Source organism: Botrimarina hoheduenensis, from assembly GCF_007859815.1.
In the GTDB taxonomy this organism is placed as follows: domain Bacteria; phylum Planctomycetota; class Planctomycetia; order Pirellulales; family Lacipirellulaceae; genus Botrimarina; species Botrimarina hoheduenensis.
On the sequence record NZ_SJPH01000002.1, the window covers coordinates 112675 to 133809 of the forward strand.

The following is a 21135-nucleotide window of genomic DNA, read 5'->3' on the forward strand; positions in this document are numbered from 1 at the left end:
TTGCAAGGCGGCTTGCCCTTCTTCACGGGCTCGCTAGGTTGCTGTAAGGCAAAAATTCTTCGATCCGTGCTTCGACACTCAACGCTAAAAGCGATTCTCAACTCCCCGAATTATTACCATGGCAAATCCCTCGGCCCGCCCGCAGCCTAAGAACGTGTTGGGTAAGCCACTGATTGGCTGCTGCACCGATCCGCTGACCGGCTTCTATCGCGACGGGTTCTGCCGCACCGGGGCGGGCGACGTGGGGGTTCACACCGTGTGCGCTGAAATGACCGAAGACTTCCTTGCGTTCTCGCGGTCACGCGGCAACGACCTCACGACCCCTGTGCCAGAGTACGAGTTCCCCGGCTTGCAGGCGGGAGATCGGTGGTGCCTGTGCGCGGCGCGGTGGAAAGAGGCCTACGATGCCGGGATGGCACCGCGGGTGCTCTTGGCAGCATGCCACATTTCGTCGCTCGAATTCGCGACGCTCGAAGAGCTGAGCGAACACGCGATCGAGGAGTGAAGGCGGTCTAGTGGACGCGTTGGCCCGGCTTGGCCCCTTCGTCGGGCGATAGCAGGAACACCTCTTCGCCGCCGGGGCCGCTTGCGGCGACCATGCCGGTGCTGATGCCGAACTTCATCTTGCGCGGGGCAAGATTCGCCACGTACATGACGAGTCGCCCCACGAGCTCCTCGGGTGGGTAGGCCTTCTTGATCCCCGCGAACACGTTGCGGGTGACCCCGCCGCCGAGCGACAACGTTAACTGGAGCAGCTTGTCGGCTCCCTCGACGTGGTTCGCCTCAACCACCCGCGCGACGCGCAGGTCCACTTTGAGGAAGTCGTCGAAGACGCACTCTTCCGCGAGCGGCTCGGCGGTGAGCGGCTCGGGACCGTCGTTGTACTTGGCGAGCGCGGCAGTCAGGGCGTCGTTCCCCGCGGTGGCGGGGGTCTCGGCGGGGGCCTTCTTGTCGACGCTTTCCGCTAGTGATTCTTCCATCATCGCTTGTACCTTCTCGGGTTCGACGCGTTGCATGAGGTGTTGAAACTTATTGACCGGTGTGCCGACAAGCGGCGTTTGGGACTGATCCCAGCGGGTGATCGGCTCGCCCAGCAGCGCGCCGGTTTGTTCCGCCAACCGCGGCAGCACCGGTGCCAAGTAGATGGCGATCTGGCGAAACAGGTTCAGCGCGATCGTACAGATGTCTTGCACCCGATCCGCTTGAGACAGATCCTTGCGCAGCGCCCACGGCTTGTTTTCTTCAACGAACGGGTTCGCCCGATCGGCCAGCGCCATGATCAACCGCATCGCCTGACTGTAGTCGGTGCGCTCATAGGCGGCGGCGATCTCGGTTGCGGCGGCGGCCCCCGCGGCGAACAAGCCGCCATCGTCGGGGTATTTGGCAGAAAGCCCGGTCTTCTCCACGAATTTTGCTGAGCGGCTGGCGAGGTTCACGACCTTGCCCACCAAATCGGTATTCACCTTCGTAACAAAATCGTCCAGCGTTAGATCAAAGTCATCGACGCGGCTGGAAAGCTTCGAGGCGTAGTAGTAGCGCAGCGGCTGAGGATCGAGGTGGTTCAGATAGGTGCGCGCGTTGACGAGGGTCCCCTTGCTCTTGCTCATCTTTTCACCGTCCACGGTGAGGAAACCGTGGATGTGGACCTTTGTGGGCAGCGACAGGCCGGCGGTCTTGAGCATTCCGGGCCAGAACAGCGTATGGAAGTAGGTGATGTCCTTACCCAGGAAGTGATGGATCTCGCAGGCGTCGCTCCGCCACCAATCGTCGAGCGACTCGCCCTGCTTGTCGCACCATTGCTGGGTGCTGGCGATGTAGCCGATCGGAGCGTCGAACCAAACGTACCAGTAGTTGCCCGGTGAGTCGGGGATCTCGAACCCGAAGTACGGGGCCGGTCGGCTGACGTCCCAATCGCGGAGCTCTAGCGGTTTGTCCTTCGAGCCGAGGAAATGCCCCTTCAAGTAGTTGGCGATCTCGTTCTGTAGCGCACCCGAGGTATCGACCCATTCACGCAGAAAGCCGTGCAGCTTTTCTAAGGCGATGAATTCGTGCGGAGCCGACCGCACCTCGGGCGTAGCGCCGCTCAGCGTGCTGCGCGGATGGATCAACTCGGCCGGCGTGTACGCGGCACCGCAGCTGCTGCAGTTGTCGCCCGGCTGATCGGTAGCACCGCATTGGGGGCAGGTCCCGCGCACAAAGCGGTCGGCCAGAAACGTTCCCGCCTGGGGGTCGAACAGCTGCTCGACGTTCTTCTCGGTGACGAGCCCGGCGGCGCGGATCTTGGCCCACAACTCGCCGCATAGGCGCTCGTTCTCGGGGCTGTGCGTGCTGCCGTAGTTGTCGAACTCGATCTGAAAATCGGCGAAGTCGCTTTCGTGCTCTTGCTTGATTGCGGCGATCAGATCGGCTTCGGTTCGCCCCTCTTGTCGGGCCCGGATCATGATCGCCGTGCCGTGGGTATCGTCGGCGCAGACGTAAACGCACCGGTTTCCCCGCAGCTTTTGGAAACGCACCCAAATGTCCGTTTGGAGGTACTCGACCAGGTGACCGATGTGAATCGGCCCGTTGGCGTAGGGCAGCGCCGAGGTGACGAGCAGGCGGCGTGGAGTGGGATCCGGCATGGGCAAAAAATAGCGGAGGGGAAGCAGAGCGGTCCGTCAGCAAAGCGGCGCAGGGGACGAGGCGGCATTCTATCGGGACCCTCTCCACGGCACGAGGCAACTCGGCACAGCAGGTGCATGGTGATATGTCTTTAGCGGCGTCTCGCCCGCGATTCGCCCCGATTTCATAGGTTTTTCAGAGGGTTATCGCCGTAGGTGCTAGCAGCCAAGCGGTTTCCGACCTTGTAGGAATTACCCAAGTGGAACAAATTGCCGTGGCTGGTTGAGGTCAGCGTCCCCGCTCGCCGGGGGCAACCCGACGCAGGATGCGTCCGGGCGATCTCGTGTCAGCTGATTACTAATCGCAGACCACGTCGTCCAAGGAGGGATGCGGATGGTCACCCATCGGTTCACGTTTGCGCTGTACAGCGCGTTGTTTTTTTCGACCGCCGCCTCGGCCCAACGGGTTGAGCTGCTGGATTTTTATCTGCCCACGTGTCCGCCCTGTCGGGCAATGGCACCGACCATCGACCGGCTCGCCGCCGCAGGGCTGCCGGTTCAGAAGATCGACGGCTCGCGCGATGTTGGGGTCGCGCAGCGATACGGCGTGCAGAGTTATCCGACGTTTGTCGCGGTAGTCGATGGCCAAGAGCGGGGCCGTATCGAGGGAGCAACAACCCACGCGGCGCTCGTGCAATTGGTTCAAAACGCCTCGGCGGTTGCAACGCAGTCAGCGTCGCCGGTCAACCAAACTTTCGCTGCCGCCCCCGCCCCGGGGGATCGTTCGTTCGCGGTAGGTGCGGATCACGGCCCCGGGCTGGCACCTCCCCCCGTGCGTTCGGTCTCGACCGGGTCGGGTTCAGCCGGAGCGGGGCTTATTGCGGCCTCGGTGCGGATCACCGTGGAAGACCCCGCAGGCCGTGCGTTCGGAACGGGCACCGTGATCGATTCGCGTGAGGGTGCTGCCTTGGTCATAACCTGCGCGCATTTATTCCGTGGGGCGGATGGCCAGGTGATCGATACACAGGGACGCCTCACGCTTGAGCTGTTCGACGCCGCCGCGTCGGGCACCCCCCAGCCGATAAAACGGGTCGCCGGTCATCTGGTGAGTTACGACATGGAGGCCGACGTGGCGCTCGTTAGCTTTTGGGCCAGCGAGGGCCTGCAAGTGGCGCGCGTCGCTGCGCCCGCCGAAGCGCCGCGCGTAGGCGACACGGTCGCCAGCGTCGGGTGCGATCTCGGGGCCCCTCCCACGGTGCGTGCCAGCCAGGTGGTGTCGCTCAATCGGTACAACGGCCCGCCGAACCTCGAAGCCACCGGCGCGCCGGTGCAGGGGCGCAGCGGTGGCGGACTGTTCGATGCGGCAGGACGCCTTGTGGGGGTCTGCTACGCCGCCGACGAAGCCGCCGACGAAGGGCTCTACGCGGGGCTCGCCTCGTTGCACGCCCAGTTGGATAAGGTCGGACTGCAGGAACTCTACCGATCGGCCCCCTCGACCAACCTGGCCAGCACGAACCCTCAGGCGGAGCTGCGCGCCGAGCAGCAATCGCTGCTGGCCACCGATGCCCCCAGCCGGTTGGAGCCGCTGGCCGCCGCCAATTCCGTTGCGGATAATACGGTCGCTGCCAATCCGAACGACAGCTGGCCGGCACCGGTGGTGCGGGGTCAGAGCCCCGAGGCGTCGGCAGGGGAGCTTGCCAGAGGCCTGTCGGTCCAAGAGCGGGCCACTCTGGCCGAGATCTCGCGCCGCGCTGCCTCGTCCGAAGTGGTGCTGATGATCCGGGCGAATGAGCCGGGGGGGACAACCGAAGTGGTGACCATCGACGCGGCTTCGCCCGCGTTTGTGGCGGCGCTACGGTCACTCGGTGAGCGTACCGAAGTCCGCTAAGCCGGCGCATCCGGCACATCCGGACCGAGCCGCCGACCGAGGCTGCCAGAGCAAGCTAGGCTTCAAAAAACCGACCTCCCCGCAGCGTGCGTGGTGGTCGGCATGCCTCCCCCTTTGGCCTGTTGGCGTCTTCGGAATGCTGCCGCTGCTCATCATCGGTTTGATCGCGACGACCAACCTCGCCGTGGGGTACGCGCTGGGGGCCTCTCGCGCATTCGGGCCGCTATTAAGCTTTGCGCCGAAGATCTCGAAGCGTCGTTCTGATCCACGCGCTGAGGACGAGGTTTCTGAAGACAATGACGAAGAGCTTCTCTCTGCGCCGCAACCGGTAGCTGAGTCCACTCCGGCAATTGAACCGCAGTCGCTCGCCGCGTCGGCACCTAAGGCCGAGAAGTCCAAGCTCTCCACGCCCGAGGTGATGACGGGAATTGCCGCGTTTCGTGACAAGCTCAGCGCCGCGAGTGTCGAGCTGAAGCTCAGCCGTGACGATCCGAATCGGTTCGACAATTGCGCCAACAAACTGCAAGAAGTCAATCACGACTATCTCGAACAGGTCGATGCCGCGGTCGATCGTCTGGATGAACTCAGTGAAGAGGGCGACGCTTCTGCCAGTGCAGCGCGAGAAGTGGTCTCGGGCGGCATCGGCGAGGCGAAACGCATCAGCGGTCAGATCGATCAGATTATCGATAAAGGCATGGACGAGACCACGCGTGCCGAGCTGATCGAAAAATCGATCTCGATGCGTAACGTGGCGATTGAGAATTCCAGCTCGGCCGAGGCTGCGGTCGAAAAAGTCGATGAACAGATCGCGGCAGGAGAAGCGATGGCGAAGTCGGCTCTGGCTGCCGCGGAGGATAATGCCAACGAGTTGCTCACCGGCAGCACCGCGAAGAATGCCGAAGACGGCATCCAGGAGCCTGCTGATGCAAGCGCCGCCTCGCCGCTCGCCTCGATCGATGAAGTCTTCGATAAGCTAGAAACGCTGCTCACTTCAGCGGAAGGTGAAGCCGACGTGCTCGTCGCGGAAGTGCGGGCCGATAAACTCGACCTTACGGGCATCGAGGACCCCGCCGCCGCCGAGGCAGCCATCCTCAAAACGCTTGCCACAACCGCCACCGAGTTGCTCGGCGAGTCGCGAGCGCAGTGTGTCGGCGACCGCTGCATTGTGCTGCTCAATGGCGACACGTTCGAGCAGGCCGCCAAGCGGATGGAGCAACTCCGTCAGCAGATGCAAGCGATCGAGTACCAGGTCGGAAGCCAAAAGCTCAAAGCAACGGTCACCTGCGGCCTGATCGAGACCCACGCGGGCGACGACCGTCCGACGGTCGAGAGCCGACTAGAAACGGCACTGAACGAGTCCCTGCGGCTTGGCACGAATCGCACGTTCCATCACGACGGAGCCTTCCCGACTCCGCTGCCGGAATTGAAGGTGGAAACCTCTCCACGCACCGTCCAGGTGTGATGCGCCGGGGAGGTGAGCGCGTCGTGGCTAGGCGGGATGCACGCGGAAGACCGCTTCGATCTCGACCGCCATGCCGGCGGGCAACGAAGCGACGCCAAACGCGCTGCGCGCCGCCACCCCCTGCTGGTCGCCAAAGACCTGACTCATCAACTCGCTGAAGCCGTTGATAACCGCCGGATGCTGAGTGAACTCGGGAGTGGCTTGTACCAAGCCCAGCGTTTTCACGAGACAGTCGATACGGTCTAAGCTGCCGAGGGTCGCCCGCAGCGAGGCGAGCATCGCCAGCCCGGTGAGCCGGGCGGCCTCGGCACCTGCGGCCGTGTCGAGGTCAGCGCCCACACGGCCGGTCATCAGTTTGCCGTCGGGCTTGAGAGGGCCATGGCCCGAGGTGGTGGCAAACCCCTCGACCACAATCACCGGGCGATAGAGGCCCATCACCGCAGGGGCCGCGGGTAGTTCTATGCCGAGATCGGCTAAGCGTTGTTCGTGCGACATCGCAGTGAAATTAAAACAGGGGGGACGGTGCGACGAGAAGAAAACGGTCGCGTGCTAGTAGGGTGCGTTCAAGCAGGATGTGTGCCGAGTTGAGCGCGACAGACCGCGTTAGCCGGGCCCGTAAGTGATGTTGGGATCGTACACCCTCTCCGCCACAACTCGGAGCCCCTCCGGAGTGACTTGGCGGAAGAAGCACGAGCGATACCCCTCGTGGCAGGCTCCGGCACCAACTTGCTCAACCCTCAGCAAGATCGTGTCACGATCGCAATCGAGCAGGATTGCCCGCACTCGCTGCACATGGCCGCTGGTGTCTCCCTTGCGCCACAGGGCCTCCCGGCTCCGGCTGTAGTAGACAGCCTGGCCGGTGCGCAGCGTCTCCTCGTACGCCTCTCGGTTCATGTACGCCAGCATCAGCACCTCGCCCGTCTGGTCATCCTGGGCGATCACCGGCAGCAACGTCTGGGTGTCGGCAAAGACCGGGGCGGCGGGATCCGGCGGTATCGGCGTTGGGGCCATGGCGGGCAGCAAGGGATCGGGCGAAAGGCACCGGTAAAAAATCCCGGTGCCGCGGTGAGCGGTTAGATCTGTCATGGAGACTAATCCAGCCCTCTGCCGCAGGCTATCCGTTGGCCCGCGGGATCGTGGCAGACAGTCGTCGCCGGTGCGACCGCTGCAACGCAAAAGGTCGCCCCAGACCATCGGGTCGATGATCGAATGAAGCTTTGTTCCGCGGCCAGTCGATGCTAGCTACACGGACCGGAGCGGTGCTCTGAGTTCGCGCTCTCCCCAACTCGTTCACCGTGTGTTTCTCATAAGCCGCGTGCGCCGCGGTCTCACCGGAGTTGTTGCCGTGGACAAATCGCTCGCCGTTCTGTTGCCGATTTTTAATGCCGAACGGACTCTGCGGGCGGACGTTAATCGCGTGCTCGAAGCTGCCGCCGATCTGACCAACAACGTGCAGTTGGTCGTGATCGACGATGGCTCGCACGACGACACGTTTGAGATTGCCACCGAGCTCTCGGCTGAGTTCCCACAGGTGCGGGTGATTCGCAACAGCCATCGCCGGGGTGTTGCGGACGCGGTCCGAGCCGTGCGGTCATCGATCCTTGCGGATGTGGTGATCGTGCACGATGGCGGGTCGCGCGTGAACGTTGAGCAGATGCGGCTGGTGTGGACGCAGCAGCAATTGCTGCAGGCCTGCCGCGACGGCCAAGACCCGCGACGCGGCGTGTCGTTCGCCGACCTGCGTCGGCCCGGCCGGACACAGCCAGCGCTGGAAGCCGCGCATCGCCGGCTGATGGGCTTTCAGCGTGCCGACGATGCGGCAGTCGAAGCACTGGACGCCGACGAGTTGCGACGGCGCGACGAAGCGGGTCAGCCCAAGCCGCGACGCGGCGTCGGAGGGATCCCTTCCCTCCCCGGCCAGAATGTTTTTGGCGTGCTGAGCAACTTTGCGCTGGGTGAATGAGCCCGACCGATCTCTCCGGGCGGACCTTGTTCGTTTTAAGTCGACGTCGGTTCCGAAGCAACTAACCTGCAAGAAGCAGGGGTTGCGACGCCCCGATGCACGAATCGCCGAATTCAAGCCCGCCACCCGCGTGGGGCCGCGCCGAGCCTCCTGTTCTCGTCCCGACCGGCTTGCTGCGCAGTCAAAAGTGGCTCAGGCAGGCGGCCGGGTACACCACAAGAAAAAAAACTGAAAGTTTTTTGCGCGCCGCTTTCTGCGTCGCTTGCGTGTAGCGATTTGGTACACCCTGGTCCGACCTCCGTAGTGGGGTCATGGCCGCGCGTCGCATTCTAATGCGCATCGCTGCAGGCGGCCTCTAAACCCATTTGTGTAAAGACCTTACGTCGCTTGTAAGGGCCCCGGTCGGCGCCTAGGATCGCAGGTGTGGGACGCAGCGGTGATCCTTCAGCGAGACACCGGCTGACGCCCACTACCAATCCTTCTCTTCTCGCGAACGGTTTGGAGGCAAGTCGCATGAACGCAACCGACAGCTACACGATGGGCGGCAGTTTCGTCCCCGGTCCCCTGGCTGGGGGCACAGCTCCGGAGCGATCCGAGATCGCCCCCTCGACTTCCCCCGCTACTTCCCCTGTGCCGCAGCCCAGCGGCAAGCCGACCAAACGGCGGTTTCACCGCATTGCCAAGATCCGTCAGCAGCAGGGCCTCTCGGTCCGTAGCGCCGCGCGTCGGATGGGCGTGCCAATGGAGCAGGTCCGGCGTGAGGAGAAGCCCGACGCCAATCTCTCGCTCGCGGACCTGATCCGCTGGCAGGAGGCCCTCGAAGTTCCGCTGATTGACCTTCTGGTGGAAGACACGGGGCCCCTGTCGGCCCCGGTAATGGCCCGTGCCCGCTGGCTGCGGCTCATGAAGACCGTCAAGGCGCTGATGGAGTCCAACGCCTCGGAGGGCGTCACCCGCATGGCCGAGATGCTCCAGCAGCAGGTGCTCGAAGTGATGCCTGAGTTGGACGACGTGACGGCCTGGCACTCGGTCGGGCAGCGCCGCACCCAGGATGAGTCGGGTCGCATCGCCGAGCGGCCCGTTTCGCGGACCTTTGCTTCCGACGCTTTGCGCTAGACGGCGAGGTGGCAGGAGCGGCAGAAAAAGAGGCTCCCAATGCCGGGCTTCAAGGCTTATGAAGCCCGGCGAGGAGCTCTTCGTGCAGGGCTTGCGTAGCAGCGACCGCGTAGTTGCCCTGCCAAACCTCGTACGGTCCGCCGTGGCGGGCCGTGACGACCCCGCCCGCCTCTTGCACAAGTAAGACGCCGGCAGCTGAATCCCAGGGGTGGATTAGGTGTGCCCAATGGGCGTCGAGCCGTCCTGCGGCAACATACGCCAGGTTCAGTGCTGCCGAGCCGGTTCGTCGCACCGCGCGGGCCCGGTGAGCGATCCAGACAAAGTCGGCCAGGTCCGGCGATCCCGCCGAGACTTCAGGCGGCAGGCTGACCGCCACCAACGATTCGGCGATCTGGGTGCGCTGGCTGACACGCAGCCGCTCGCGGTTGAGCGTTCCGCCCAGTCCCTCGGCACCGCTAAAGAGCTCGTCGCGTAGCGGATCGTAGATCGCTCCCGCGACGACTCGGCCGCCTATGACCGCGGCAACCGAGGTCGCGAAGCAAGGGAATCCGTGGACGTAGTTGGTCGTGCCATCGAGCGGATCAACCACCCAGCAGACGGTATCGGCGGGCGGAGAAGCACCGCGGGGTGACTCCTCGCCAACGAAGGCGTCCTGGGGACGACGCTCTTCTAGCAGCCGCTGGATAGCGTGCTGAGAGGCGTGGTCGGCGTCGGTTACGAGGTCGGCGGGGCCCTTCTCGGTGATCTCGAATCGCCCGCGCCAGTGGAGGAGCACCGCCCCACCCGTGCGGGCCGCTAGCTGAGCGGTTTCGAGCAATTCTTCCAGGAGTTGATCAGCGAGGGGCGTGCGGGGCATGGTCACCAGTCCTAGCAGCCACAGGTCCTTGAAGCCACGGGGCCTTCAAGGAAGGGGGCCAAAACACGAGGAAAACGCCGATCCTCGGGACCCCGTCCGGCTTGCGAAAAAGGCGAGCAAGGCACGATCAGCGACTCGGGCCGATTGGGCGGATTGCTGTTACGGATCGTCTCGAGAAAAGTTCGCCCCCCACCCTGGAATTCTCTGGACACGACCTCCCCGATTGTTAGGATAGAGTTAAGTGAACAGGACGGCTGTTATTGGGGATTACTCGCCGATGGCGAGAGGCGATTGCCTAATCCTTATTATTCCCGGTCCACCCACCGACGGCCTCTTCTCTGTTCCGGCCCCGTCGTCTCGCCCTCGGGCAGACGGCGGGGTTTTTTTGTACCCTGAGGTTGCGTCACCTCCTGTGCTCGCAGAAGAGCACGCCGTTCCCGCGCTGACCGGCAAAGACCCCGTGCGACGCCCTGTTTGCCCTTACTCGCCCTACCCAAAAAGAGAGCTGGTTCTTGGACGGATTTCGTGGTCCCTGTTGGGATTGGTGCGACGGTGTCGCGCTGCTTGATGCCGGCTTGCTGAGAGCACGCGTTGCCGGCGGAGAGGAGGGCGGAGCGGGCTTCAGCGACATCCGCTGGCCCGGCACCGATCCGAGCCTCGCGAAGCTGCAGCTGCTCAGCGTTATCGGGAGCACCAAGGGTGCGGAGGTCCGCTTGCCGAAGGGCGACGCCTATCTGCGTGGAACCGACCTCGTTCGAACGCATCCCTCGTCGCCGGGTTTCGCCTACCGGTGTCAAACCTATCGCTCGTGCCGAGCGCTGCCCAGACTGGGCGGCGTTGCACTGACGCTGACGTTATCGCTCCAGACAAATCGACTGGACGGCTCCCCCCGCGTGGCCGTGCGTTCGTTACTGGACGACGCTCACCAACTGGGAGACGCTCCGGTTGTGCTTGGGCACAGCGATCGGGTGGCGATCGCGCCGCTGCCCGATGATGCGGCCGAGACCAGCTTCGCAGTCGACCGAAGCGGAGCAACGCTCTGGTTTGCCCCTCCGTTTCTTGAGAAAGGGGTGATCCGCCGGGCGCAGTTCGTGGCGATCCTCGCCCCAGCGCCGCTCGTTGCCGAGACGGTCCAAGCGGCTTTGGTTGAGCTCGCCACGGCTCCGCTTCCGCTAACGACTTAATCCCACTGCCGCGGGGGACATCTTGTTTGGACCCCCCCTTTGTTCGGCCCGAGCGTGTCGCACTCGCGGAAAGAGGCACCTACAACATCGGGCATTCAGGATCGCGGCAGTCGGGATCTTCGGTGCTAATCCGGACGCTAGTTACGTCGATCTGGGCCTCGTAGGGCTTGCCGTTAACGGGGTTCTCTCGGAAGGGTGGCGTCACCAATTCTGCCGCTACGGCCAGGGCGATGCACCAGGCTTCGCAGCGTGCCCGATCGCGTGCGGTCAGCAGCAGCGACTCGGGTAGCCCGGAGAAAAACATCCGCTCAGCGGCGAGGTGGGGATCTGCCGTCACCAAGCTATGGGCTTCGTTGATCGCGTCGCGTCGCGTGTAGTACGGTCCGCTGGTGGTCCCGATCAGGCGATCCATCGCGAGCAAGTAGTTGACCTCGTCTTGATCGAGTTCTTCTGGCACAGGATTCATGAGTCGATCGTAGACCTCGGCGGCGCGAAGCTGCTTGCGTTCTTCGAGGGTGACCATCCGGTCGAGCAAGCCGGTGCGGATGGCTTCGTAAGCATGCAGGACCATCGCGCGATCGCCGGTGAGCATGCGGTGGTCGCTTGGCCAATCGGTCAATTGATCGCGCAGCAGGCCGTAGATCGTCTCGGCTTCGTACCGGCCGTAGAGCCGCGTTTCTAGCTGTACTTGCAGTTCGAGGAGCAGTTCTTGACGAAGCGTCGCGGCGAGCACACGCGCGGAGACGCTCTCGACCTTGCCCAGCCAGCCGCACCAGCGAAGGCCGCGTCGCCAGCATTCGAGCGCTGTCGCGGCGTTGTCGAGTTCCGAAGCATGGCGGCTGCGGAGCAGCTCAAAGCGAGCCGCGAGCGCGACATCGTCCAGGTAGCGTAGCGGCGCAAAGTAGCCGAGGCTTGCGTCGGTCGAGAAGCGACACATTTCGAGAGAACCGGCCTCCTCGATTTTTTTAATCGCGGGGGCATGGTTCTTGAGGAGCTCGGCCGGCGAGGCGTCGCTGTTGACGAGCAGCAGGAGTTTTTCGCCGAGCTGCTTGCGGAACACGTCCGAGAAGACCTCCGCCAGCAGAGCGGCCGCGTTGGTTTCGCGCGGGGGCTGGAAGCCAAGCGGTTCGAGCTGTTCGGGCCCGGCCCGCTGCTGTCGCACCGCACCGATCAGCCCGCGTAGCTGAGGGTTCTCTGAATTAGAGGCCCCGCTGAGCTTCGCGCAGGCACGCACCTGATCATCGAACGTAGGGCCTCTGTTGCATCCGTTCAGGCCGACAGCAGCAATCGCGATAGCCAACGCAATCCGCCGCGGCGGCGCGAGGCGTGCTGGGGGCGAGCCAAGGCGGCGGGCCGCTGGCCGCATGAGAGAGCCTCCTGCTCAGATCGGTTTAAGGAAACGATGGCAACCCGCCGGCTAGGTGCCGAGGTTAGCCTGTTCGAGATCACCGCAGCGGTGGGGGGCTATTCGTTATGGCGAAGGAGTTAGTTGCCGCGGCGGGCTGCCGGGCGGATCGACTTTTGTCTCGCGGCGTGGCTGTCGGCGACGACGGTCGGCGTGGGACAAAGGTCCGCGAGATCGTCGAACTGCACCAGCTCGGCAATCCCCGCCTTGGCGAGTTCGGTTCCCGAGACGTAGCGTCCCGGGTTGATCCATTGATCCATGAGTTGGGGGTCAACGCCGAACATGCGAGCCAGGAGAACGTCCATATCGCGTTCCAGCTCGCCGAAGTGGCGGGCCCATTCGGCGGCCTCGGCCAGGCCCACGTTCTCTTCGCTCTGCCACCGCATGGGGTGGAAGAGCAGCACGCTGTAGGGGGTGACGATGCGTCGTTCACAAGCCGCAAAGGGCCACAACGTGGCGGAGGAACATTCGCCCGTGACGATGCCGGTCGCGCGGATCCGCCGCAACTTGATGAGCGACATCAGCGACATCGCGCAGTAGGGGCTTCCCCCCGGCGAGTCGAAGTAGATGGTGCACTGTTCGCCCGGCGCAACGCCCAGCAGGCGATCCGTGAGTTCGCTCTCGCTGTCCGTTAGATCGCCAACCAGAGCGATCTCCAACGGGCCTTCTTCTTCGGTTGCTTCTTCCGATTGGCGTGGCATCGCGATGAGGGGAAAAGCAGGGGGGTGGGGGTCTTCGCGGGCGAAAAATATGAGGCTTTTTCGCACGCGAAAGAGTTAATGGGTCTCGAATCGATCGGCTTGAGCGTTCCCCGCGGCGGGGAAGCCCAACAGCCTGTCTGAAGATGCAGTTTAGGAAAAACGGGCCATTCGCTCTAGCTTTATCGCCCCAAAAGATGGTCCACGGGCTCCCTTGCCGCCGTTGCTTCGGCATAATCGACGTAACCGACCGTTGCAGGGCCGACTGAAAGGGCTTTCGGGACGCGCTGACGGATTGCCTTCCCCCCCGTTCAACGAGCCAGCTTTGCCCGATCAGCTCCCCCTCGGCGACCAAGGCGACGACTCCGCTCGGCGGGGAACGCCACCGGATCGCCCGCCGATACTGCCGGATCGTCCGGCAGCGATCGAGTGGCGGGCGGCCTCGCCCGCGGGCGAGCAGTTTGGACCGACCGTGCCGGTCTTGTTCGCTCAGTGGATTCGGGAGGGGCGGATCGGGCCCGATTGGCTGGTTTGGCGCTCGGATTGGCCCGATTGGCGGACCGCCGCCGAGGCAGGTCCCGATCTTCCGGCCCCGTTGGTGGGAATTCGGCCCCGAGCAGCAGCTCCCCCCTCGCAAGTGGCTGCCCCCCCCGCGAGAGTGGCTCCCCCGGCCGTTACGGGCCCGCTATCGCCGCAGCGGGAGCGCACTTCAACGACCGAATACAGTCAACGCCGGAAGCAGGTCCGCCGACGCCAGACGTTGATCGCTGCCGTGCTGCTGGCGCTGGTGCTCATCATGGTGACGGTTCTGGTCGTGTTGCTGACGAGCGGCTAGAACCGGAGGGAGGATTGGTTTCGGGGCTTTCGACACCAAGGTCTCCGCACAGCTGTCTCCGCACAGGATCGTCGCTTGCCCTCTTCGCCTAGGACTCCCCGCCGATGAACCGCCGCCCGCATCCGTCCGCAGCCCCGCTGTGCACGCTCCTCCCGTCGTTCGCTTTCGGAGGGGCGCTCTTGATCGGTCTGAGCATGTCGTTCAGTGCCGCGGCCGAACAGACCCTCACGCTCGCGCGGGGGCGACTGATTGCGCAGGCCCCCGCAGGGTGGGAGTCGGTAGAACCGGCGAGCATGATCCTCGAGGGCGAACTCTCCATCGCTCCGCCCGCCGATAGCGACGCCGACCCAGCACGGCTGACCATGATGGCGGCTGGTGGCAGCATCGATCAGAACGTGCAGCGCTGGATCGCTCAATTCGAGGGGAGCGAAGGCGGGTCGGACCTGAGCGCCGCCGACATCAAGACCACCGCTCTGGCCGATACGACGACGGAAGTAACGCTCGTCGATATGAAGGGCATCTATCTTGACGGACCCCCGCGGGGACCCAAGACGCCACGAGCAGACTATCGGCTGCTGGGAGCGATCGTGCCGCTTGCCGAGGGACGCGCGTACTTCTTTAAGCTGGTGGGACCCGCCGCAACGGTCGATCCGGTTGCCGATGACTTTCGGGCGATGATTGCCTCGCTAGAGCTTCGCTGAGGTCGGCAGCGAGTGCCGTGCGGAGACCTATCTGTCCTTTATGTTTTAAACGACGCGACCGTGCTCCCCTGGTTTTGAGATGGACAAGGCATCGCGTTTATGGGCCCCCTGGCGCCTGGGATACATCAAAGGGACCGACGCCCCGGCGGCACCCCCCGAACCCGCCGCCTGGTTGTCCGATGCTCAGACCACCTGCTTCTTGTGTCGCGCCGCGGGTGAACCGTTCGACCAAGAGGCCGACCGGCAGCTGATGGTTGCCCACCGGAGCGAACACGGCGTGGTGGTGCTCAACCGCTACCCCTACAGCAACTGCCACACGCTCGTCGCGCCGCGGCGGCACGTCGCGACCCTGGCCGATCTGACAGACGCTGAACACCTGGAGGCCATGCGACTCGTGACGCGGCTCACCCAGTTGATGACCGAGCGGGTGGGTGCCCAGGGGTTTAACGTGGGGCTCAATCTGGGCGATGTTGCCGGGGCAGGAGTTCCGGGGCACCTGCACTGGCATGTCGTTCCGCGCTGGGCGGGCGATCATAATTTCATGGCAACGGTCGCTGGCGTGCGGGTTCTGCCCCAGTCGCTCGATGCGGCGTGGGAGCTGCTCCATGCGGGGCTCGCCCCCCCAACCGAAAGCTGAGCGGTCCGTTCCCCCCTCTCCCCGCTGCGTGCGACAAGAAAGTGATGGCAAGCCGTGCATTACGCCGAACGCGAAGCGTTGCTGCTGGCTCCGTATGCGATGCACGCGAAGGATTCGGACGGTCGCTGCACGGCTGAACCGGACCATCCTTATCGGTCGCCCTATCAGCGCGATCGCGATCGGATCACGCACAGCGCGGCGTATCGCAGGCTCAGCCATAAGACCCAAGTGTTTACGGGCGACCTCGCGATGTGGGGCACCGGGGGCGATTACCATCGCACACGCCTGACCCACACGCTGGAAGTTGCATCGGTTGCCCGCACGGTTGCGCGCACGCTGCGGCTCAACGAAGATCTGGTCGAAGCGCTCGCGCTTGCGCACGACGTGGGGCATCCGCCGTTTGGACATGCCGGCGAGGAGCTGCTCAACGAGCGGCTTGCCACTTGCGGCGGGTTCAACCACAACCGCCAAGCGTTGCGGATCTTTGAGCGGCTCGAACGCCGCTACGCCGACCGCGAAGGGCTCAACCTGACAGCCGAGGTGCTGCAGGGTCAGCGGGAGCGTGGCACCAAGCCCGCTCGCACCGCCGAGCAACTTGCCCCGCAACGCGATCAACAGGGCGACACCCCCCTGCTCGAAGCGCAGGTGGTCGATGCGGCCGACAGCATTGCCTACGACGCACACGATGCCGACGACGCGCTCGAGATCGGTCTGCTCACGCTCGACGATCTTGAGCAATCCTGGTTGTGGCGTGAGGCCGTCGCCCGCGTGCGGGTCGAGTTTGCCGCGCTGCCAGAGCAGGATTTGCGTCGGGCCGCGATCCGTGAGCTGATCGACCGTCAGGTGGGCGATCTGGTCACACAGTCGCAGAAACGGATCGAGGGTTCGGGGATCGATTCAGTCCGGGCGGTTCGTGCGACGCCGACCCTGATCCAGCACACCGAGGAACTGGCCGAGGGGAAGCTGGAGCTGGAGTCGCTGCTGTTTCGCCGCGTGTATCGCCACCCGGAAGTGTTGGCTCATCGCGTGGAAGCGCGGGCGGCGCTGACCGCGGCTTTCGATCGCTGTGCCGAAGAAGTCGAGCGGCTCCCCCCGCCACTGCCGCAGATTGCCCGCGAGGAGTCGCCCGAGCGGGCTGTTGCCGACCACATTTCGAGCCTCACCGACCGAGCCGTGCTGGAAAGCTGGCGTCGCGCGACCGCCGGCTGAGCGGGCTGTGCGGGTTGTGCGGGTTGTCGGCATGCGGCGCCGTGTGGGCAGCGGTCTCCTGCTCGCCCAGGGGCGATGCGCGTTGGGGGAGTTCCCTCCTAACGATTAGACTACAGAGCGTTGGTTTCCCGTTTCTCCTTCCTTGTTTTTCGTCGCCGGTTCGCATGGCACTGCTGATCCTACGCCTCGTCTTCCTCATGGTGGCGGCGGGGCTCGGTGCGCAGGTTGCGAACTCCGACCTGCTGCCTAAGTACCCCACCTATCTGCCAACCCTCGTTTTTGGGGTGGTGTTCATGACGGGGATCGCGGTCATCGCGATCGATGTCGTGACCCGCCGCAAACGGCTAGATGTGATCACGGCCGTTTATTTCGGCATCACGATCGGGTTGTTCCTCACGTATGTCGTGAAGCTGGCGCTGACGCCCGTTCTGCCGCGCGAGGAAGGGGTTTGGACCACCTACTTGCCGATGGTGCTCGGGATGTCTTTGTGCTACGCCTGCATCAGCGTGCTGATGCAGACCAAGGACGATTTTCGATTCATCATCCCCTACGTCGAATTCCAGAAAAAAACGAAGGGGCTTAAACCGCTGGTGCTGGACACGAGCGTGGTGATCGACGGCCGCATTGCGGACGTGGTCGAGACCCGCATCGTGGAGAATCAACTCGTGATGCCGCAATTCGTGATCGCCGAGCTGCAGCACATTGCCGATTCGTCGGACAAGCTGCGCCGCACCAGGGGTCGTCGCGGGCTGGATGTGCTCCAGCGGCTGAAGAGCGACAAGCAGGTTGAGCTCATCATCTTCGACCGCGAGTTGCCCGAGTTCGGCGATCAGCCCGTGGACCAGAAGTTGGTGCTTTTGGCCAAGCACCTTGAAGGCAAGGTCGTCACGAACGACTACAACCTCAACAAGGTGGCGAAGCTGCAGAACGTTGGCGTGGTGAACCTCAACGATCTGGCGAACGCACTGAAGCCCATCTTCTTGCCCGGCGAATCGATCACGGTGCGGGTGATGAAGCCCGGCGAGGAATCGCACCAGGGGATCGGCTATCTGGATGATGGCACGATGGTGGTGGTCGAAAACGGCCGCGAGCACATGGGCGAAGAAATGCTCGGCTTGGTGACCAGCGTGCTGCAGACCTCAGCCGGGCGGATGGTTTTTGCGCGGTTTGAGCAGCTAGCTCCACCGCGGCAAGCCTCTTGAACCCGACATTCGAGCCGTAGGCGTAGTCCGCCTCAGCTCGGCCAGCGCGCGAACACGCCGCTTTCCAAGCGCCGGCCCTCCGGCGTGCTGAGCCACAGCCGGCCGCTGGCCGGCGGGGCGCTACAATCGCCCACGATGGCGTCAGACAGGTAAGCCGACAGCTCGGCGGGTCCGATTCCCGGCGTGTGGCAAGTGGCGAGAAACAAGCACCGCGACGCCGCGGTCAAGTCACGGCACAGTTCAAGCAGCCGCGGTAGGTCGCGCTCCAGCCGCCACGCCTCTCCCTTGGGCCCGTGGCCGTAGCTTGGTGGATCAAGGATCACCGCATCGTAAAACGAGGCGCGCTTGAGTTCTCGTTGGCAGTAGGCCGCAGCGTCTTCAACGATCCAGCGAATCGGGGCCGCTGCCATTCCCGATCGCTCGGCGTTGTCGCGCGCCAACTGAACCGAGGGTTTCGAGGCGTCGACATGGGTGACCTGAGCGCCCGCGGCGGCAGCCGCCAGAGTGCTGCCCCCCGTATAGCCGAACAGGTTGAGCACGCGCAGCGGGCGCTCGTAGCGATTGAGTCGATCGTACATCCACCGCCAGTTGATGAACTGTTCGGGGAAAATCCCGATCTGTCCGGCTGGCGTTGGCGTCAGGCCGAGCGTGAGCCCCTGCCCAATCGGCACGCGACACGCCGCAGCGGGGGCCCACTTCTTGGGCGCGGGTTTCCAGACGCCATCCGTCGCGCGGGCACCGTCGTAGCGGGCGACCGCGGCGGCCCAGGCGTCGGGACGCTGCTTGGTAACCCCATCGGCAGCAGGACACGGGCGATCGAGCACCAGCGTGCCGAACCGCTCCAGTCGCCGTCCGCGTCCCAGCCCGTCGGTACCGAAGTCGATCAACTCGTAATCGGGCCAATCCGCCATGAGGACAAACGCGAGAGTGAGGTGCCAGGAAGCGTTGTGGCCGGGGAGTCGTGGGGAAGCGTTCGGTGGCACTCGGCCGGAGAGGCCTCGGGGCACCACCGGGTTCTCAGAGCGAATCGCCGCTGGCGATCGTCGCTAAGGCGTTCCAGGCCGCCGGGTCGATTTGCTCGTCGATGGTTTTGACAGCACCGTCGGCTGAGACCAGGTTCGCGCCGCCCGGGTGACGGCTTCGTGCGGCACGCCAGCCGAACGGCGTGAATAAGACTTCAACGCTCCCGCCGATTCTCACCCCTAAGCAGTCGGGCTCGCTCGCGTTGGGCGTCGCGTGGTGGTTGTACAGCGCGCAGCGGTATTCGCCATTGGCCCAAGAGAAGCCGCGCGGGTCGGTGAAGTTCCAGCTCTGCGAGGCTTGGCAGGTCGCTTGTCGAAGCGGCGCGGCCGTGACGAATTGATACTCGGTTTGGGGGTCGTGTGGCGCAGTGTTGCGTGCTTCTCCTAAGATGCTTTCGCTGGCCAACGCGGTTTTGCTGAGCCCGTCGGTCACTTCTCCCGGACGCGTGCGTGAATTCACCGCAAAGAGTCCGTCGGTCGCCAGCGGCGACCCGTCGTCGTTCGCGATCTGGGGATCCCCCTCTCCCGATCCGCTGCAGACGGCGTAGTTCGTCGGGCCGAACGACTCGACGACACGCTGCTCCGCGTCGCTCGGGCAGAGGAAGTCGGGCACCACAAGGCGTACGCCCTCGCGATTCTCCGGCGACACGCCGAACGACGAATCATAGAGCGGCAGCTCGAGATTCAGCGCGTCGCGGACCGTGTTGTTTTCAAGGTAGGGAGTCAGGCTTGCCAGCGCACTCCAGCGGTAGAAGGTCCACGGTGTGCTGGGGTTGTCGGGGCGCGGACGGGCAACGGCACCGGGCGGGAACACGCGTTGCGCCGCCAGATAGTTTTGCGTTGCGAGCGCAATCTGGCGCAGCCGATTGACGCACTGCGTGCGTCGCGCTGACTCGCGAGCCGCCTGCACCGCGGGCAGCAGCAGCGCCACCAGCACGCCGATAATGGCGACCACCACCAGCAACTCGACAAGCGTAAAGCCGCGCGGCCTCAACGCGTTCTTCCTTTCACGCAACCGCTGAGCAACAGCAGAGCGATCACGGCGGTGGTGGGCTCAGGAATCGCGGAGACCAAGATCGGCTCCGGCACCAGCGCGATACCGGTCAGCGGCGGCAGATTCGTGCGGATGATTCCCAGCAGATTGCCTTCCAGGTCGTATTCGAGCACGGCTCCGTTATTCAGCGGACGCTGAGTGGGGCCCGATGTGCTTACCAGCAGCGTCCGCTCGGGGGTGAGCAGCGCCTCGGAAGGGAAATTGGTGGGCCAGCCATTCGGTGGCGGCGGGAGCACCGTCGGCAGCGCGATGGGGATCGTCGCGAAGGTGCCGCCGCTCTGGCTGGCGAGGCCCCATTCGACCAGTTCGTTGCCTGTGCCCGTCACCCCGCCCATGAAATCGGAGTTGAAATCGAAATCGGTGATGATCAGACGCCCCTCTTGCCCCACGTTGTCACGCCACACGGTGTAGTCGGCCACATCGACCAGTCCGTCGGCGTTGCCGTCAGCCCCCAGGGCACCATAAGCGGCTTGCCATGCCGCATAGTCATCCGTATCGACATCGTTGTCGGCGTCGTAATCGCCTTGAGCGGGCACATAGGTCAACCCCGAGGCACCGCCGATCAAGCTGCCGGGCAGCTCCGAGCCCAACACGAGCGGGTTGCCGGCACCGGCGTCGATCCGGCGCACTTGACCCGGCCCGCCGACGTCGCCCGTGGCCACGTAGACCTCTCCCGCGGCGTCAAGGGCGATGCCCGAGGGAAAGGTCAAACCCGTTGCGATATCGGGTTGGCGTACTCCGCTGGGGTCGTAACGCACAATGTCGCCGACGCCCGTTTGGTTGTTGTTGACCGCGGCGTAGAGCGTGCCATCGTCAGCAAACCGTAGCGTGTTCACGCCTCCGTCGAAGAAAGCAAAGGTGTCCACCGCCGCGCCCGTCGTGGCATTGAATCGGCTGATCGTTCCGAACAGCGACGACACGTAGACCAGTCCGTCGTGAGGCCCGACGGCCACATCGGTAAGCAGCTGGAATTGATTAGGCACTTCGGCGATGAAGGGCGTGGCAACCCCGGTGTCCAGGTCGATCTTGATGACGCCGTTGAGCGTTGGATCGGGATCCCCGGCCGGGACATTCCCAAACTGGTAGAAGGTGGTCGCGAAGACGTGTCGGGCGTCCGCGTTGGGGGCGTTGGGGGCGGTGGTGAGCGTGGCGCTCAGGAGGAGTGCCCTCAGTGCGTAGCGGTAGCTGTGTGTTGCCTGCATGCCTGCTTCCCTGAGTTGTCGTGCTTCGAGGTGCTGTTCGGGCGGATGTTCCGCCCGCCCAGCATAACTGATCGCCAGGAGCCACGGGCAATCGGCTGGCG

At 64.3% G+C, this 21135-nt stretch carries 20 protein-coding genes; 11 read left to right on the forward strand and 9 right to left on the reverse strand.

The features are described 5' to 3' along the window. The first annotated feature begins 118 nt into the window (after positions 1-118). On the forward strand, positions 119-505 hold the full coding sequence (locus tag Pla111_RS04280) for a DUF2237 family protein (RefSeq protein WP_146571757.1): 387 nt from the start codon (positions 119-121) through the stop codon (positions 503-505). Between the two features lie 7 nt (positions 506-512). On the opposite strand, the gene metG is transcribed toward Pla111_RS04280, so the two are convergent. Beyond that, a complete protein-coding gene (gene metG, locus Pla111_RS04285) occupies positions 513-2621 on the reverse strand; it encodes a methionine--tRNA ligase (protein ID WP_146571759.1) in 2109 nt (702 codons plus the stop codon). Positions 2622-2994: 373 nt separating this feature from the next. Between metG and Pla111_RS04290 the strand changes: the two genes are divergently transcribed. After that, positions 2995-4488: a trypsin-like peptidase domain-containing protein gene (locus tag Pla111_RS04290; RefSeq protein ID WP_197524743.1), complete on the forward strand. Its 1494-nt coding sequence runs from the start codon at positions 2995-2997 to the stop codon at positions 4486-4488. A gap of 136 nt (positions 4489-4624) precedes the next feature. Continuing rightward, positions 4625-5950: a hypothetical protein gene (locus tag Pla111_RS04295; RefSeq protein ID WP_146571763.1), complete on the forward strand. Its 1326-nt coding sequence runs from the start codon at positions 4625-4627 to the stop codon at positions 5948-5950. A 27-nt stretch (positions 5951-5977) separates the two neighbouring features. Here the strand turns inward: Pla111_RS04295 and Pla111_RS04300 are convergent, their stop codons facing one another. After that, on the reverse strand, positions 5978-6445 hold the full coding sequence (locus tag Pla111_RS04300) for a RidA family protein (RefSeq protein WP_146571765.1): 468 nt from the start codon (positions 6443-6445) through the stop codon (positions 5978-5980). Positions 6446-6553: 108 nt separating this feature from the next. Then, positions 6554-6961 (reverse strand): phosphoribosyl-AMP cyclohydrolase, encoded by a 408-nt coding sequence (hisI, locus tag Pla111_RS04305; protein WP_146572758.1) that lies wholly within the window; start codon positions 6959-6961, stop codon positions 6554-6556. 334 nt (positions 6962-7295) lie between these two features. Between hisI and Pla111_RS04310 the strand changes: the two genes are divergently transcribed. Both Pla111_RS04310 and Pla111_RS04315 read left to right on the forward strand, forming a co-directional pair. After that, positions 7296-7913 carry a glycosyltransferase gene (locus Pla111_RS04310; RefSeq protein ID WP_197524744.1) on the forward strand — a complete coding sequence of 206 codons (618 nt, stop codon included), beginning with the start codon at positions 7296-7298 and terminating at the stop codon, positions 7911-7913. Between the two features lie 513 nt (positions 7914-8426). Further along, positions 8427-9029, forward strand: a complete 603-nt coding sequence (locus Pla111_RS04315) for a helix-turn-helix domain-containing protein (RefSeq protein WP_146571768.1) — start codon at positions 8427-8429, stop codon at positions 9027-9029. A 49-nt stretch (positions 9030-9078) separates the two neighbouring features. Here Pla111_RS04315 and Pla111_RS04320 read toward each other — a convergent pair whose 3' ends face one another. Beyond that, positions 9079-9885 (reverse strand): inositol monophosphatase family protein, encoded by an 807-nt coding sequence (locus Pla111_RS04320; protein WP_146571770.1) that lies wholly within the window; start codon positions 9883-9885, stop codon positions 9079-9081. 512 nt (positions 9886-10397) lie between these two features. Here Pla111_RS04320 and Pla111_RS04325 point away from each other — a divergent pair. Continuing rightward, the gene (locus Pla111_RS04325) at positions 10398-11069 is read left to right on the forward strand and encodes a hypothetical protein (protein ID WP_146571773.1); all 672 of its coding nucleotides are present in this window, start codon (positions 10398-10400) and stop codon (positions 11067-11069) included. Positions 11070-11148: 79 nt separating this feature from the next. On the opposite strand, the gene Pla111_RS04330 is transcribed toward Pla111_RS04325, so the two are convergent. Further along, positions 11149-12435, reverse strand: a complete 1287-nt coding sequence (locus Pla111_RS04330) for a hypothetical protein (protein ID WP_146571775.1) — start codon at positions 12433-12435, stop codon at positions 11149-11151. Positions 12436-12554: 119 nt separating this feature from the next. Continuing rightward, entirely contained in the window at positions 12555-13175 is a 621-nt protein-coding gene (locus tag Pla111_RS04335; RefSeq protein WP_146571776.1) for an ATP-dependent Clp protease proteolytic subunit, read from the reverse strand. A 322-nt stretch (positions 13176-13497) separates the two neighbouring features. Here Pla111_RS04335 and Pla111_RS04340 point away from each other — a divergent pair, with 322 nt between their 5' ends. From Pla111_RS04340 to Pla111_RS04360, 5 genes are all read left to right on the forward strand, one after another. Beyond that, complete coding sequence (locus tag Pla111_RS04340) at positions 13498-14007, forward strand: DUF4339 domain-containing protein (RefSeq protein WP_146571778.1); 510 nt, start codon at positions 13498-13500, stop codon at positions 14005-14007. 104 nt (positions 14008-14111) lie between these two features. Continuing rightward, entirely contained in the window at positions 14112-14708 is a 597-nt protein-coding gene (locus tag Pla111_RS04345) for a hypothetical protein (RefSeq protein ID WP_146571780.1), read from the forward strand. A gap of 79 nt (positions 14709-14787) precedes the next feature. Further along, complete coding sequence (locus Pla111_RS04350; RefSeq protein WP_146571781.1) at positions 14788-15345, forward strand: HIT family protein; 558 nt, start codon at positions 14788-14790, stop codon at positions 15343-15345. Positions 15346-15399: 54 nt separating this feature from the next. Next, positions 15400-16554: a dGTP triphosphohydrolase gene (dgt, locus tag Pla111_RS04355; RefSeq protein WP_146571783.1), complete on the forward strand. Its 1155-nt coding sequence runs from the start codon at positions 15400-15402 to the stop codon at positions 16552-16554. Between the two features lie 164 nt (positions 16555-16718). After that, positions 16719-17756, forward strand: a complete 1038-nt coding sequence (locus tag Pla111_RS04360) for a PIN/TRAM domain-containing protein (protein ID WP_146571785.1) — start codon at positions 16719-16721, stop codon at positions 17754-17756. Between the two features lie 32 nt (positions 17757-17788). Here Pla111_RS04360 and Pla111_RS04365 read toward each other — a convergent pair whose 3' ends face one another. From Pla111_RS04365 to Pla111_RS04375, 3 genes are all read right to left on the reverse strand, one after another. Then, on the reverse strand, positions 17789-18667 hold the full coding sequence (locus tag Pla111_RS04365; protein WP_146571787.1) for a class I SAM-dependent methyltransferase: 879 nt from the start codon (positions 18665-18667) through the stop codon (positions 17789-17791). 106 nt (positions 18668-18773) lie between these two features. Further along, complete coding sequence (locus Pla111_RS04370; protein WP_197524745.1) at positions 18774-19772, reverse strand: DUF1559 domain-containing protein; 999 nt, start codon at positions 19770-19772, stop codon at positions 18774-18776. Beyond that, a complete protein-coding gene (locus tag Pla111_RS04375) occupies positions 19769-21034 on the reverse strand; it encodes a hypothetical protein (protein ID WP_146571792.1) in 1266 nt (421 codons plus the stop codon). The genes Pla111_RS04370 and Pla111_RS04375 overlap by 4 nt, the downstream gene beginning before the upstream one ends. Positions 21035-21135: the final 101 nt, after the last annotated feature.

Coding starts and splice junctions, on each gene's coding strand:
- Pla111_RS04280 (WP_146571757.1), top strand. CDS start 119: ATGGCAAATCCCTCGGCCCGCCCGCAGCCTAAGAACGTGTTGGGTAAG.
- metG (WP_146571759.1), bottom strand. CDS start 2,621: ATGCCGGATCCCACTCCACGCCGCCTGCTCGTCACCTCGGCGCTGCCC.
- Pla111_RS04290 (WP_197524743.1), top strand. CDS start 2,995: ATGGTCACCCATCGGTTCACGTTTGCGCTGTACAGCGCGTTGTTTTTT.
- Pla111_RS04295 (WP_146571763.1), top strand. CDS start 4,625: ATGCTGCCGCTGCTCATCATCGGTTTGATCGCGACGACCAACCTCGCC.
- Pla111_RS04300 (WP_146571765.1), bottom strand. CDS start 6,445: ATGTCGCACGAACAACGCTTAGCCGATCTCGGCATAGAACTACCCGCG.
- hisI (WP_146572758.1), bottom strand. CDS start 6,961: ATGGCCCCAACGCCGATACCGCCGGATCCCGCCGCCCCGGTCTTTGCC.
- Pla111_RS04315 (WP_146571768.1), top strand. CDS start 8,427: ATGAACGCAACCGACAGCTACACGATGGGCGGCAGTTTCGTCCCCGGT.
- Pla111_RS04320 (WP_146571770.1), bottom strand. CDS start 9,885: ATGCCCCGCACGCCCCTCGCTGATCAACTCCTGGAAGAATTGCTCGAA.
- Pla111_RS04330 (WP_146571775.1), bottom strand. CDS start 12,435: ATGCGGCCAGCGGCCCGCCGCCTTGGCTCGCCCCCAGCACGCCTCGCG.
- Pla111_RS04335 (WP_146571776.1), bottom strand. CDS start 13,175: ATGCCACGCCAATCGGAAGAAGCAACCGAAGAAGAAGGCCCGTTGGAG.
- Pla111_RS04345 (WP_146571780.1), top strand. CDS start 14,112: ATGAACCGCCGCCCGCATCCGTCCGCAGCCCCGCTGTGCACGCTCCTC.
- Pla111_RS04350 (WP_146571781.1), top strand. CDS start 14,788: ATGGACAAGGCATCGCGTTTATGGGCCCCCTGGCGCCTGGGATACATC.
- Pla111_RS04360 (WP_146571785.1), top strand. CDS start 16,719: ATGGCACTGCTGATCCTACGCCTCGTCTTCCTCATGGTGGCGGCGGGG.
- Pla111_RS04365 (WP_146571787.1), bottom strand. CDS start 18,667: ATGGCGGATTGGCCCGATTACGAGTTGATCGACTTCGGTACCGACGGG.
- Pla111_RS04375 (WP_146571792.1), bottom strand. CDS start 21,034: ATGCAGGCAACACACAGCTACCGCTACGCACTGAGGGCACTCCTCCTG.